At 39.4% G+C, this 14,364-nt stretch carries 16 protein-coding genes; all 16 read left to right on the top strand.

All coding sequences use genetic code 11. The features are described from left to right. Nucleotides 1–2 precede the first annotated feature (2 nt). The 16 genes from miaA (at nt 3) to CGICJO_RS09890 (ending at nt 14,325) form a co-directional block, all read left to right on the top strand. Complete coding sequence (miaA, locus tag CGICJO_RS09965; protein WP_486498752.1) at nt 3–962, top strand: tRNA (adenosine(37)-N6)-dimethylallyltransferase MiaA; 960 nt, start codon at nt 3–5, stop codon at nt 960–962. 13 nt (nt 963–975) lie between these two features. Then, nucleotides 976–2,265 (top strand): biotin/lipoyl attachment domain-containing protein, encoded by a 1,290-nt coding sequence (locus CGICJO_RS09960; RefSeq protein WP_486498751.1) that lies wholly within the window; start codon nt 976–978, stop codon nt 2,263–2,265. Next, the gene (locus CGICJO_RS09955) at nt 2,243–2,959 is read left to right on the top strand and encodes a YggS family pyridoxal phosphate-dependent enzyme (RefSeq protein ID WP_486498750.1); all 717 of its coding nucleotides are present in this window, start codon (nt 2,243–2,245) and stop codon (nt 2,957–2,959) included. The genes CGICJO_RS09960 and CGICJO_RS09955 overlap by 23 nt, the downstream gene beginning before the upstream one ends. 23 nt (nt 2,960–2,982) lie before the next feature. Next, a complete protein-coding gene (locus CGICJO_RS09950) occupies nt 2,983–3,489 on the top strand; it encodes a cell division protein SepF (RefSeq protein WP_486498749.1) in 507 nt (168 codons plus the stop codon). Next, on the top strand, nt 3,489–4,268 hold the full coding sequence (locus tag CGICJO_RS09945; RefSeq protein WP_486498748.1) for a YlmH family RNA-binding protein: 780 nt from the start codon (nt 3,489–3,491) through the stop codon (nt 4,266–4,268). The genes CGICJO_RS09950 and CGICJO_RS09945 overlap by 1 nt, the downstream gene beginning before the upstream one ends. Nucleotides 4,269–4,434: 166 nt before the next feature. Beyond that, nucleotides 4,435–5,079: a DivIVA domain-containing protein gene (locus CGICJO_RS09940; RefSeq protein WP_087376543.1), complete on the top strand. Its 645-nt coding sequence runs from the start codon at nt 4,435–4,437 to the stop codon at nt 5,077–5,079. Nucleotides 5,080–5,195: 116 nt separating this feature from the next. Beyond that, nucleotides 5,196–7,964 carry an isoleucine--tRNA ligase gene (gene ileS, locus CGICJO_RS09935; protein WP_087376541.1) on the top strand — a complete coding sequence of 923 codons (2,769 nt, stop codon included), beginning with the start codon at nt 5,196–5,198 and terminating at the stop codon, nt 7,962–7,964. Between the two features lie 70 nt (nt 7,965–8,034). Next, a complete protein-coding gene (gene lspA / locus CGICJO_RS09930) occupies nt 8,035–8,526 on the top strand; it encodes a signal peptidase II (protein ID WP_486498747.1) in 492 nt (163 codons plus the stop codon). Between the two features lie 9 nt (nt 8,527–8,535). Next, nucleotides 8,536–9,456: an RluA family pseudouridine synthase gene (locus CGICJO_RS09925; RefSeq protein ID WP_486498746.1), complete on the top strand. Its 921-nt coding sequence runs from the start codon at nt 8,536–8,538 to the stop codon at nt 9,454–9,456. A 186-nt stretch (nt 9,457–9,642) separates the two neighbouring features. Then, the gene (gene rplS, locus CGICJO_RS09920; protein ID WP_486498745.1) at nt 9,643–9,990 is read left to right on the top strand and encodes a 50S ribosomal protein L19; all 348 of its coding nucleotides are present in this window, start codon (nt 9,643–9,645) and stop codon (nt 9,988–9,990) included. A gap of 74 nt (nt 9,991–10,064) precedes the next feature. After that, nucleotides 10,065–10,643 (top strand): signal peptidase I, encoded by a 579-nt coding sequence (gene lepB / locus CGICJO_RS09915; protein WP_486498744.1) that lies wholly within the window; start codon nt 10,065–10,067, stop codon nt 10,641–10,643. Between the two features lie 79 nt (nt 10,644–10,722). Next, the gene (gene lepB, locus CGICJO_RS09910; protein ID WP_486498743.1) at nt 10,723–11,358 is read left to right on the top strand and encodes a signal peptidase I; all 636 of its coding nucleotides are present in this window, start codon (nt 10,723–10,725) and stop codon (nt 11,356–11,358) included. Between the two features lie 81 nt (nt 11,359–11,439). Then, nucleotides 11,440–12,312: a ribosome biogenesis GTPase YlqF gene (gene ylqF / locus CGICJO_RS09905; RefSeq protein WP_486498742.1), complete on the top strand. Its 873-nt coding sequence runs from the start codon at nt 11,440–11,442 to the stop codon at nt 12,310–12,312. Nucleotides 12,313–12,320: 8 nt separating this feature from the next. Continuing rightward, nucleotides 12,321–12,920 (top strand): ribonuclease HII, encoded by a 600-nt coding sequence (rnhB, locus tag CGICJO_RS09900; protein ID WP_486498741.1) that lies wholly within the window; start codon nt 12,321–12,323, stop codon nt 12,918–12,920. A gap of 24 nt (nt 12,921–12,944) precedes the next feature. Further along, on the top strand, nt 12,945–13,349 hold the full coding sequence (locus CGICJO_RS09895) for a YraN family protein (protein ID WP_486498740.1): 405 nt from the start codon (nt 12,945–12,947) through the stop codon (nt 13,347–13,349). Continuing rightward, nucleotides 13,336–14,325, top strand: coding sequence for a dipeptidase (locus CGICJO_RS09890; RefSeq protein ID WP_486498739.1), 990 nt, complete (start codon nt 13,336–13,338; stop codon nt 14,323–14,325). The genes CGICJO_RS09895 and CGICJO_RS09890 overlap by 14 nt, the downstream gene beginning before the upstream one ends. Nucleotides 14,326–14,364: the final 39 nt, after the last annotated feature.

Genomic DNA, 14,364 nt, shown 5'->3' with positions numbered 1-14,364 from the left:
CGATGTCTGATAAAGATAAAATCAAAGTTTTGACCGTTGTTGGCCCAACCGCTTCCGGAAAAACAGCTCTTGCCGTGGCTTTGGCAAAAGCCTTGGACGGAGAGGTTATATCTGCTGACTCAATGCAGATTTACAAGGAAATGAGCATAGCTACGGCAAAACCGGATGAAGAGGAAAAAGACGGCGTTGTTCATCATCTTATGGATTTTTTGCCGCCGTCTGAAATTTTTTCCGTCGCTGATTATGTGGATCAGGCGGGAAAAATTATAGAGGATGTTCATAAAAGAGGTAAGCTTCCGATTATCTGCGGAGGAACAGGCCTTTATATAGATTCTCTTTTAAAAGGTGTAAAATTCACCGAAGAAAAATTTGACCCTAAGCTTAGGGAAAAACTAAACGAGGAATACAAGGAATTTGGAATTGAGCCTCTTTTGGAAAGGTTGAAAGAAATTGATTTTGAAAGCTATGAAAAGCTTAAAGTTGAGAGAAATCCCAAAAGAGTTATAAGAGCTTTGGAGATATATGAAACCTCCGGAGTTACAATGTCAGAACAAATTAAAAATTCTCTGCCTGAAGAACTGCCTTACGATACCGTTAAAATCGGTCTTAAATGTGCAGACAGGCAAAATCTTTACAACAGAATAAATCTCAGAGTAGACCTGATGATGGAGCGGGGATTATTGGAAGAAGCCAGAGAGGTGCTTAAAAAACCTCTCGGTGCAACTGCGGTTATGGCTATAGGCTATAAAGAATTGGCTCCGTATTTCAACGGTGAGAAACCCCTTGACGAATGTGTTGAACATCTTAAACAGGAAACAAGGCGTTATGCTAAAAGACAGCTCACCTGGTTTGGAAGGGACAAGGATATAAATTGGATACTTACTGATGAGTGCAGAAATTTTGAAGATGTTTTCCAAAAAGCGGCAGACATCTGCGGTTCTGCGGGACTTGTAAAAAAGTAAAGGAGTAATTTCTGTGAAAAGAACTGAAAAGAAAAAAGGTATGCTGGTCACAGGAGGAATTATTCTTCTTGTGGCGGTTGCTATAGTTACATATATTGTAAAATCTGCCAGTGCTATTCAGACAGAGGACGCAGTTTCCATTGAAGTGACAGATTATATCGATACCACCGGTTATGTTGTTAGAAATGAAAACTATATTCTTTCAAATAGAGAGGGAATTGTAGCATACGATGTGGATGACGGTGAAAAAATAAGTTATAACGGTGTGGTAGGAAGTGTCTTTCAAACAGAAAAAGATGCGCTAAACCATAAAAAAATCAGAGAACTGGACGCACAAATAGAAAATTTTGAAAGATTGAATCAGACAAACGTAAATGTTCAGATAGGACTTGACTCTGTAAATAACCAGCTTGACTCACGATTGATACAGTTTCAAGAGGATTTAAATAATAACAGCTTTAAATCTATGGATACAAACGTATCTGAACTTATGTACCTTATAAATCAGAAGCTTATTCTCACAGGCAAGGTTGAAAACTTTGATTCTGAAATTGAGGAATTGAAGCAGGAAAAAGAAAGGCTTGAGGCTGAAACGGCGGACAGTCTTTATACTATTACCAGCGAATATGCAGGTTATTTTGTTTCAACCTGCGATGGATATGAAAATATTTTGAGCTATGACGACATTGAAAATGTGACGCTTGATGACTATAATAATGTTGTAACAGCTGCAAATGTACCTGATTCTGCAATCGGAAAGGTAATACACAGCTTAAACTGGTATGTTGTATGTCCTGTTACTGCTGACCAGGCGTTCAGTCTTTCAAACGGTTCAACAAATGTTACAATCAAGATGCCTTATGCTTTTTCCGGAGATATACCTGCAAAAGTTATAAAGGTAAACCAGGAAACAGAGGATTCTGACGGAGTTGTAATATTGCAGTGCTCCTATATGGATTCAGACCTTTCAAAAATAAGATCTGAAACAGTGCAAATCGGCTTGAAAACATATGAGGGTATCAGAGTCAGCAAAGATGCTCTTCACAACGACTATGTAACCTATACCTACGAGGATGAAAGCGGAAACACCGTTGAAGAGCAGAAACTCGTTCAGGGTGTTTACGTAAAATACGGAAGCAAGCTTATATTTAAGCAGGTTTCAATTTTGTATGCAGGCAACGATTTTGTTATTTGTGATCCATCACCTGAAGAAGGTGTTTTATATAATGGTAAAACAGTAGAACTGTACGACCAAATTGTTGTGAGCGGAGGTAATCTATATGACGGAAAAATTATTGACTGATGTGGAATATAATTTTAAAACCATTCAGGAAAATATATGGAATGCAGCTGCATCTGTTGGAAAAAGCGGCGACGATATAACCTTTCTTGCAGCCACAAAAACTGTAAGTCCTGAAGTTATAAATCACGCAATTTCACTTGGTCTTGACCACATAGGTGAAAATAAAGTTCAGGAGCTTTTGTCAAAATACGATTATTACAATCTCGAGAAGTGTTCATTGCAGTTTATAGGACATCTTCAGACCAATAAGGTGCGACAGATAATTGATAAAGTCGATCTTATTCAGTCGGTAGATTCTGTAAAATTGGCACAGGAAGTATCCAATCAGGCAATTAAGCACGGCTTGGTTTGTGATGTTTTGGTAGAGGTAAATATTGGAAAGGAAGAAAATAAGTCCGGTGTTATGCCTGAAATGCTGGAAGAATTATTAAATAATATTTCTAATTTTGAGGGCATAAATGTTAAAGGATTGATGACAATTCCGCCAATTTGTGATAATACACAGAAAATCAGAAAATATTTCGAGAATATGCACAATATTTTTATTGACATATCGTCGAAAAAAATAGATAATATAAGTATGGACATTTTGTCGATGGGTATGTCGGCAGATTACCGTGAGGCTATTTTGGAGGGTGCGACTATGATTAGAGTCGGTTCTGCTCTCTTTGGTCCACGCCTGTACAAACAATAAACATTTCATTGGAGGAAATTTCTATGGCAGGGTTAGTAAATAAGATAAAGAATCTTTGGGGAGATAACGAAGAAGATTACGAGTACGAAGATGATATGAACGAATACGACGAGGACGAAGAAGAAATAGAGGATGAGTATGAGGAAGAAGAGCCTGTTGAAAGACAGCCTCAGAGAGACTCTTATCAGAGAAGAAACTTCAACAATTCTATGAACGGAGGAAATAAAGTGGTTAATTTCAGCGCAACAGCAAAGCTTCAGGTTGTTCTCTTTAAGCCTGAGAGATTTGGTGAAGAGACAAGAACTATTGCGGACGAGCTTATTAAGCTTCACACAGTTGTTCTTAACCTTGAAAATACAAACAAGGATATGGCAAGAAGAATTATCGACTTCCTCAGCGGTGTTGCTTATGCTAAGGGCGGACAGATAAAGAAGGTTGCCGCAAATACATATATCATTATTCCTAACAATGTTGAGCTTACAGGTGATGACCTCCTCGACGAACTTGAGAATAACGGCTTGTATCTTTGATGAAAAAATTAAAAGGTGATGCTTTTTCTGATGAGGATTCTATCCTATCAGCAAAAATATGTGATTTAATATCATTATCGGAAAAGCGTTGTTGTCCATGTTTTTCGGATTTTCTGAATCTGCATGAGATTCATGTTGCCGTAAAAACGGCAGACAGCAATGCTTTTTCTCGTTTTGTGCTTTTTGGAGGCTATGAGCAGGCGGAAAGAAAAATTTTTGCGGCGCTGCCTGATTACATAGAACCTTCAGATTGTACAGATGATTTTCCCATAATTCCCCTTACTTTTGAATATAAAAAGGAATTTGAGCTTAGTCACAGAGATTTTCTCGGTGCGCTTATGGCTCAGGGAATAAAAAGAAATTGTATAGGGGACATAGTTGTCACAGAAGGCAGAGCAGTTGTTTTTGTTAAGGACGATATGGCCGATTATATCTCGCTGAACATTGATAAGGTGGGCAGAGTCGGTGTTAAAATAAGTAAAATTATTCCGCCGGTTATATCGGCAGGAAACAAATTTATCGACATTGACATCACAGTCAGCTCAATGCGTCTTGACTGTATGGTTTCTGCTTTGACCGGTTTAAGCCGTGACAAGTCTTCGTCACTTATTTTTTCAAAAAATGTGTTTATAAACAGCAGTGAAGTTTCAAAGCAGGATGTTTTGGTTAAATGCGGAGATACAATCACTGTAAGAAAAAAGGGTAAATTTATAATTGATTCCTTAAATGGCAATACAAAAAAAGGAAGAATTAAGATTTCAGTAAAAAAATACTCTTAAAATTGCTTATTTATGTTTGATTTTCTTTTCGGAATATGATATTATAAGACAATAGTATCAGATATATTTACAATAAAGGTTGTGACAGCACACAGCCTTTTTCAGATTACTAATAGTGTTGACTTTGTTGTGACATAAAATAAAATTACGACAGGAGTGCGTTTAGATGCTTACTATTGATGAAATCAAGAATATAAGCTTTAGAAAAGCAAACAGAGGCGGCGGCTATCATCCCGATGATGTTGACAGCTTCATTGACGATGTAGTTGCAACTTTTGAACAGATGAAAAGAGAAAAGTCCGACCTTATCAGAAAAATGGATATTCTTGCAAACAGAATTGAAAAATATCGTGCTGACGAAGAGATTGTAAGAAATGCTCTTATATCTTCTCAGAGAATTTCTGATGAGACAATTAAAGACGCAAATGAAAAAGCAGAAGGAATTATTAAAGACGCCGAGGCACGTGCTCAGCTTATGGTTATGGACGCAAACAAAGCTGTTCTTGCTAAGAAGGATGAGATGCTCAAGCTTGAGAAAGATGCTGCTGATTTGAGAGATGCAGTGCTCGCTATGTATAAAAAGCATATTGAGGTAATAAGCGAACTTCCTACACAGCAGGACGTTGAGGAGTTAAACGAAAAACTCTACGACAGCAAAGAGGAAGAAACTGCACCTGTTGAACAAGAGGCAGAAACTGCATCAGAAGAACTTTTGACAGATGTTCAGCCTTCAGAGGTTGAGTTTGAGGGAGAGGTTATCACAGAAGCTTCTGAAAATGAAATGGAAGGCAATAACGAGGTTCAGGAGTAATATTCTGACTTAAATTTAGTATATATTTGTTTTTATATATAATTTTACAGAGCCGAATTGCAGTTTTGCGGTTTTGGCGATGAATTGATTTAAATAGGTTTGGAGAGATTATTGGTATGCCACAGGATTATAATGCAACGCTCAATCTTCCGAAGACTGAGTTTCCTATGCGAGCTGGACTTCCAAAAAGCGAGCCGGAAACTTTGAAGCGTTGGGAGCAGGAAAAAATTTATGAAAAACTGATGGAGAAAAACGAGGGTAAGCCTTTGTTCGTTTTGCACGACGGCCCTCCTTATGCAAACGGCAATATCCATCTTGGAACATCACTTAACAAGGTATTAAAGGATATTATTGTAAGATACAAGAATATGTCAGGCTTTAAGTCACCTTATGTGCCGGGTTGGGATACACACGGACTTCCTACAGAGCTTAAAGCAAGAGCAAAAGCAGGCGTTGAAAATTCAACAACAATTTCCGAGCTGGAGATAAGAAAGATTTGCCGTGAGTTTGCTTTGGGATATCTTGATGACCAGAGAAATCAGTTTAAACGTCTTGGCGTTATAGGCGAGTGGGATAATCCTTATATCACTCTTCTTCCTGAGTTTGAGGCAAAACAGATTGAAATTTTTGCAGAGATGGCTTGCAAGGGTTACATCTACAAGGGTTTGAAGCCTGTTTACTGGTGCCCTGACTGTAAGACAGCTCTTGCAGAAGCAGAAATCGAGTACGCAGAAGACCCATGTCACTCTATCTACGTAAAATTTAAGGTTAATGATGACCAGGGCAAGCTCAAGGCTTTGGGAATTGAACCTGAGAAGTGCTATTTTGTAATTTGGACAACAACCACATGGACACTTCCTGGTAACGTTGCAATTTGCCTTGGACCTGATTTTGATTATTCCATCATCAAATGCGGTGATGAATACTATATTATGGCAGAAGCACTTGCTGCTGATGCAATGAAGGAAGCCGGCAAAGAGGATTACGAAGTTGTAGGCACAATGAAGGGTATTGAGTTTGAATACATGAAGGCTCAGCATCCTTTCCTCGACAGAGAATCCCTTGTAATCGTGGGCGACCACGTTACTTTGGAAAGCGGTACAGGCTGCGTTCATACAGCTCCTGGCCATGGTGTTGAGGACTATGATGTATGCAAAAATTATCCTGAAATTCCGATCGTAGTTCCTGTTGATGCTGACGGCAGACTCACTGAGGAAGCAGGTCAGTTTGCAGGCTTGCTTACAGGAGATGCAAATAAGCCTATTGCACAGCATCTTGACAGCATTGGCGCATTGTTTGCTCTCAAAAAGATTATCCACCAGTATCCTCACTGCTGGAGATGTAAGAATCCTGTTCTCTTCAGAGCAACAGACCAATGGTTCTGCTCTGTTGAAGACTTTAAGGACGAAGCTGTAAAGGCTATCAACGAGGTTGAATGGATTCCTGGTTGGGGTAAAGACAGAATTACATCAATGGTTAAGGAGCGTAAAGACTGGTGTATTTCCCGTCAGCGTAAATGGGGTGTTCCTATTCCAATCTTCTTCTGCAAGGACTGCGGCGAGCCTTATATTGACAGAGATGCCATGATGGCAGTAGCAGACCTTTTCAGAAAAGAAGGTTCAGACGCTTGGTTTAAATATGACGCTTCTGAGATTTTGCCTGAGGGTACAAAGTGTCCTAAGTGTGGCGGCACACACTTTAACAAAGAACAGGATATCATGGACGTATGGTTTGACAGTGGCTCTTCACATGCTGCTGTTTTGGAGCAGAGAGATTATCTCAAGTGGCCTGCTGATTTGTACCTTGAGGGCGCAGACCAGTACAGAGGCTGGTTCCAGTCATCACTTCTCACTTCCGTTGCAACAAAGGGAACAGCTCCTTATAAGGCAGTTCTTACACACGGATGGGTTGTTGACGGTGAAGGAAGAAAGATGAGTAAGTCTCTCGGAAACGGTATCGACCCACAGGAGATTGTTGAGCAGTACGGCGCAGATGTACTCAGACTTTGGGTTGCTTCTTCCGACTACCATGCAGATATCCGTATTTCAAAGGATATCCTCAAACAGCTTTCTGAAGCTTACAGAAAGATTAGAAATACTGCAAGATATATTCTGGGTAACCTTAACGACTTTAACCCTGATACAGATATGGTTGATGTTGAGGACTTGTACCCGATTGATAAATGGGCTATTGCAAAGCTCAACGAGCTTAACGACAAGGTAAGAGCAGGTTATGATGCTTATGAGTTCCATCAGGTATATCATAGCATTCACAACTTCTGCGTTGTTGATATGTCTAACTTCTATCTTGATGTTTTGAAGGACAGACTTTACACAGAAAAAGCAGACAGCGCAAGCAGAAGAGCTGCTCAGACAACAATTTATATGATCCTTGACGCTATGACAAGAATGATCAGCCCAATCCTTGCATATACATCAGATGAAATCTGGAGATATATGCCACACGGCAGCAACTGCGATAAGGAATGTGTCCTCTTTAACGAGATGCCTGCTAAGGTTGACGTTGATATTGACGCTGAGTTTATGGCTCGTTGGGACAGAATTCACGAACTCCGTGACCTTGTTAAGAAGTCAATCGAGGTTGCAGTTAAGAACAAGCTTATCAAAAGCTCTCTTGAATCAAAAATCGTTCTTACCTGCGGCGGTGATAACTATGAGTTTGTTAATTCCGTTCTCGGTGAACTTACTGCTGTATTCATTGTTTCAAAGGTAGAACTTGTTAAGGGCGACAGCGACGAAATCAATGTAGTTGTTGAAAAGGCAGAGGGTGAGAAGTGCGAACGCTGCTGGGTTTACAGTGATACTGTAGGTCAGAACAGTGAGCATCCTACACTTTGCGCACGTTGTGCTGAAATTTTGAAATAATAATTGTGAAAAGCGGCGTGGATAACACACCGCTTTTCTTATAATATAAAAGCTAAAAGAGGTGTTGTGATTGGCAATTATAGCCCTTGGTTTGGCGGCTTTGCTTGTGGCGGCAGACCAACTTATAAAGTATTTTGTTGTGGCTTACTTACAGCCTGTAGGTGCAGTCAGTGTTATAGATAATCTTATAGACCTTGTATATTATGAAAACACAGGAATGTCCTTCGGTATGTTTGAGGGCGCAAGATGGATATTTGTTATCTTTACCGCAATAGCAATGGTGGTTATGGTGTATCTTTTGTTCAGAAATAAGAACGAGAAAAAGCTCTACTATATTTCCATTGCGCTGATTATCGGCGGAGGAATAGGAAACATGATAGACCGTATTCTTTACGGATATGTTATAGATTATTTCAGACTCTCATTTTTCCCGCCTATCTGTAATTTTGCCGACTACTGTGTTGTTTTCGGAGCGATTTTGTTTGCAGTTTACGTATTGTTTTTCTCAGACTTTTTTAAATCCGAAAAGAAACTGGAAAACACAGAAAAAATTGAAAAGTAAGGTTATAAAATGGACAGAGTTTTGAATTTTACTGCCGGCGAAACAGAAGCAGGCACAAGACTTGATAAATACCTTGCAGATATGGTTGAAGATTTGACAAGGTCTGCGGCGGTACTGCTTCTTGAAGACGGAAAAGTTACTGTAAACAAAAAAAGCGCAGCTAAAAACTATAAGATAAAAACAGGGGATGAAGTGGAAATTTCAATCCCCGAACCTGTTGAATACGAAGCTAAGGCGGAAAATATACCTTTGGATATTGTTTATGAAGATGACAGCCTTTTGGTTGTCAATAAGCCGAAAGGAATGGTGGTTCATCCTGCCGCAGGAAACTACGAGGGAACGCTGGTGAATGCGCTGCTTTATCACTGCAAAGACAGTCTGTCAGGTATAAACGGGGTTTTGCGTCCCGGAATAGTTCACAGAATTGATAAAAATACCAGCGGTTTGCTCATTGTAGCTAAAACAGATTTTGCTCATAAGGGACTTGCTGAGCAGATAAAAGAGCACAGCTTTACCAGAGAATATGAAGCTGTTGTCTGCGGAAAATTTAAAGAGCCTGAGGGTACTGTAAATGCGCCCATAGGCAGACACCATGTGGACAGAAAGAAAATGTGTGTCACTGAAAAAAACAGTAAAAATGCGGTTACACATTACAGGGTTTTAGAGGAGTTTAGAAACTATTCTCATATAGCCTGCAAGCTTGAAACAGGCAGAACTCATCAGATAAGGGTACATATGGCGTATTTGGGACATCCTGTAGCCGGCGACGATGTTTACGGAAAGCCTTTAAATGATTTTACGGGTCAATGTCTTCATGCAAAAAAAATAGGATTTATACATCCTGTGACCGGTGAATATTTGGAATTTGACTCAAATTTGCCGGAGTATTTTTTAAATTTTTTAGAAAAATTGAAGAAAATCGGATATTGACAGAAATATATTAAAAAAATACCCTGAAAGACTTGAAAAAAGTCTGATTATGTGGTATTATTTTAGAGCGTTTGAAACCGTCACGTTTTGTGATGGGGTTCAAATAACGGCGAAAGCCGTCATTTTGAAGCGGACAGTCCTCTGCCCAAAGGGGTACGAATGTCTGAAAATATTAGGAGGATGTTTATGGACGCATTAAAGACAATTGCAGCTAGTTCTGTAAAAAGTGAAATCCCTGAGTTTTCAATCGGTGATACTGTAAAGATTTCAGTTAATATCCGTGAAGGCGAAAGAGAAAGAATTCAGATGTTTGAAGGCACTGTTATTGCAAGAAAGGGCAGCGGTGTTGCTGAAACATTTACTGTTCGTCGTGTTTCTTACGGTGTTGGTGTAGAGAGAGTATTCCCTGTACATTCACCAAACGTAAAGGACATCCAGGTTGTTAGATACGGTAAAGTTAGAAGAAGCAAGCTGTACTATCTTCGTGACAGAGTTGGTAAGGCTGCTAAGGTTAAGGAAGAAATCCGTAAGTAAAACCTACTGGAAGGGGCGGTCTTACCCGTCCCTTTTTGCTTTTTTAGCTTAATTTTTTTAAAGAAGTGGTACTCATGAAAAAAAGTAAAAAAAATGATGAGATTTACTCAACCGTTGAACCGATAAGTTCTGCCGGAGTTACAGGATTTTATGATATTTTTTGTTCGGTCTTAGTATCTGCGTCTGTTCTAATATTAATAATAACATTTTTGTTTACGATGGTAATTGTTGACGGACGTTCCATGCAGCATACTTTGGAAAGCGGAGATAAAATAATCGTAACAAAAATGGATTATCAGCCTAAAGACGGAGACGTTGTTGTTGTGGGTAAGTCTGAGGAAGGCTATTCAAAGCCTATTGTTAAAAGAGTTATTGCCACAGCAGGTCAGACTCTGGAAATCGACTTTAAAAATCAAAGGGTTATTGTTGACGGTCAAGTCCTTGACGAGCCTTATGTGTCCAGTGAAACCATAGAAGGCACAGCTGAAATTCCAAGCGTTATACCGGAAGGCTATGTTTTTGTTATGGGAGATAACAGATACATCTCTATGGACAGCAGATATAAAGATATCGGACTGGTCAGAGTTGAGGATATAGTGGGCAAGGCGACTTTTGTTCTGTTCCCCTTTGATAGATTTGGATTCATTGAGTAAAAAATCTGAAAACTATTGTAAAAGACTCTTATCCGTTTTATAATAGATAAGAGCCTTTATTTAAAAAGGAGGAGATTAGATGGGAAGATACAAATACGACGATAATTTTGATTTTGCACAGGAAAGCTATGCCGACGTTATCGCCAAAGCCGAAGACGGAACTGAAACTGTCGTACTGCATAAAAGAGGGTTTGTAAGCGGTCTCTTTGGATGGATACACTGTCTGGTTACGTGTGTTGTTTTAATTGTGGTTCTTCTTGTTTTCTTTTTCCGTCCGGTTACTGTAGTGGGCGACTCAATGGGTGACACACTGGCTGAAAATGATACTATAATACTTACAAATTTTTTGTACAGACCGCAGCAGGGCGATATTGTTGTAATAAATGCGGACAGTGCGTTAGGTGAAAGCACAGCATTAATTGCAAGAGTTATTGCGGTTGGAGGTCAGAGCATATCCATTGAGGAGGACAAAAACAGGGTTTTGGTTGACGGAAAAATCATAGATGAGCCTTATGTAAAGGGCGAAACCTCAACAGGAATTGAATGGGACGTGCCTTCTACAATTCCTGACGGCTATGTTTTTGTTATGGGTGACAACAGAGAATCCTCCGTAGACAGCAGATATCAAAGCGTCGGTCTTGTACATGAAAGCGATATCATCGGAAAAGCTCAGTTTTTAGTTTATCCCTTTGACAGAATTTCAGTTATAGGTTAAAATTTAAAATTGATTAGGATGAAACGGTTTTATTTATTTAAAGCCGTTTCAAATTTTATATGTAGATTTGAAAGGAAAGTTATGAGCGAAATTCAAAATATACAATGGTTTCCGGGTCATATGACCAAAACTAAAAGAAAAATACAGTCATCTCTGAAGCTGGTTGACGCAGTTGCGGAGATTATAGACGCAAGAATACCTGTAAGCAGCAGAAATCCGGATTTGGCAGAAATAGTGGGCTCAAAACCACGTGTTGTGCTTTTAAACAAATGCGATATGGCTGACCCAAATGCAACTGCAAGATGGATTGAATATTTTAAAGCCAATAAAATAGTGGCTATTCCTGTTGACTGTAAAAGCGGAAAGGGACTTAACAAGTTTATCCCGGCAGTTAAAGAGGTTCTTGCAGAAAGAATTGCCGCATGGAAAAATAAAGGAATGGTAAACAGAAGCATAAGAGTTATGGTTGTTGGAGTTCCAAATGTTGGCAAGTCCTCATTTATAAACAGAATTGCAAAGCAAAATAGAGCTAAAGTAGAGGATAGACCGGGTGTTACAAGAGGCAATCAGTGGTTTACAGTTGCAAAGGGCTTTGAGCTTCTTGACACCCCGGGAGTTTTGTGGCCAAAATTTGACGATAAGGTAGTTGGAGAACATCTTGCGTTTATGGGCTCTGTTAAAGATGAAATTGTGGATACAGAGCAGCTTGCTTCACGTCTTTTGGAGTTTCTCTCAGTGAAAAGCACACCTCAGTTTGTTGAAAGACTGAAGCTTGCAGAGGTTGATTACAAAAATATGCAGGGCTATGAGCTGCTGGAGATTGTAGCAAGAAAAAGAGGAATGCTTATATCCGGAGGAGAAGTAGACACAGAGCGTGCCGCATCAATGGTTTTGGACGAGTTCAGAGGGGCGAAGCTTGGCAGAATAACACTTGAGCTTCCTGAGAATGTGTGAGGTTAAAAATGGATTGGCTTTATTATGAAAATACAGCGTACGAAAAGGGATATAACCTTGTGTGCGGAGTGGATGAAGCGGGAAGAGGTCCTTTAGCGGGACCTGTATGTGCCGCCGCTGTTGTTTTGCCTAAAGGACTTATTCTTGAGGGTGTAAACGACTCCAAAAAGCTTACCGAAAAGAAAAGGGAGGCTCTTTTCGACGTTATAACAGAGCAGGCTCTTGACTGGTCTGTGGCTTTTGCAACGGTTGAAGAAATTGAAGAAATAAACATTTTAAATGCCGCAATGCTCGCCATGAAAAGAGCGGTTGAAGGTCTTAAAAATCCCGTGGATTTTGCAATCATAGACGGAAACAGAAAACCGCCATTGGAAATAGACTGTGAAGCAGTGGTGAAAGGCGACGCAAAGTCTATGTCAGTTGCCGCAGCTTCAATACTTGCAAAGGTTTCAAGGGACAGAATTTTGCGTCAGTATGCCGTTGATTATCCTCAGTACGGATTTGAAAAGCACAAGGGCTACGGCACAAAAGTTCATGTTGAAGCATTAAAAAAATACGGTCCTTGTGAAGTTCACAGACCCAGCTTTTTGAAGAAAATACTGAAATGATGTGGTGAAATAGTGGGAAGCTTTTTGAATATATTTGGCAGTAAGGAAATAAATCATCTTGATAAGGGAAAATTCGGGGAAGATAAGGCCTGCAAATACCTTAAAAAGAAAGGCTACAAGATTATTGAAAGAAATTATCGCCTGAAATTTGCCGAAATAGATATAATAGCCAGGGATGAAAAAACCTATGTTTTTGTAGAGGTTAAAACACGAAAGCTGGGGTCTGTTATTCCTGCCTGTGTATCGGTTAACTTCAAAAAACAACAGAAAATAATGAAAGCTTCCTGCTGTTATTTAGCAGGTAAAAATATAAAGCCTCCAATGAGATATGATATCATAGAGGTGTACACCGACGAAAAACTAAAAAACTATGAGATAAACCATATAAAGAACGCTTTTGGAAGCAGGTCTGACTATGCGATTTTTTGATTTGCACTGCGATACCCTTTACAGGGCTGTTACAGAAAATAAAACACTGAACGAAAATATTTATAAACCTGAGAAAAACAGCTTTTCTCAGGGAGTTTTGTTTGAGTGGGATGAGCTTCCGCCTTTTCAGCTTTCCTTTGACAGAGGTAAAAAGTATTGCCCGTGGATTCAGTGTATGGCTGTTTGGATTCCAGATGATGTAACTGACGACTACGGTAAAAAGCTGTTTGATAAAGCATATCTGAAGCTTAAAAAAGAGTGTGAAGAAAATCATATGACAGTGTGCCGTGATTTTTCCGATTTAAAGTCTGTTACTAAAAACAAGAAGTATGGTGTTATTTTTACTTTGGAAAACGGCAGACTTATAAAAAATATTGATGACTTAACTGCTCTTAAAAACTGCGGCGTGAATATGATAACTCTCACATGGAATGGAGAGAATTCTTTGGGAAGCGGAGTAAAGGCGGATAGGGATTCGGGACTCACACCACTTGGAAAAGATGTTATAATGGAAATGAACCGATTGGGGATAGTTGTGGATGTGTCCCACGGCTCCGATAAGTTATTTTATGAGGCTGCTGAGATTTCAACAGCTCCTATTGCTGCAAGTCACAGTAACTCGAGAAAAATAACCGATAATCCCAGAAATATTACCGACGAACAATTTAAAATAATATGTCAAAAGGGCGGAGTTGTTGGTCTTAATTTTTGCCGAAGCTTTTTAAACTACAATCCTGAGAAAGCGGTAATTGAAAACGTTCTAAGACACACAGAACATTTCCTCTCTTTAGGGGGAGAAAATCACCTGTGCATTGGCTCTGATTTTGACGGAACAGATATGCCAAAGGGCATTACCGGGATTGAAAGCATGGAAAATCTTTACGAGCTTTTCCTGAAACATAACTACAGCGAAAGACTGGTTTCAAAACTTTTCTTTGAAAATGCCTATAATTTTTTTGAAAACTTTGACATTTAGCGCTCTATGGTGTACAATGTTATCTTGTATAGAAACTGT

The organism is Candidatus Limousia pullorum (genome assembly GCF_057405065.1).
This window is presented reverse-complemented; position numbering and strand designations above follow the sequence as displayed.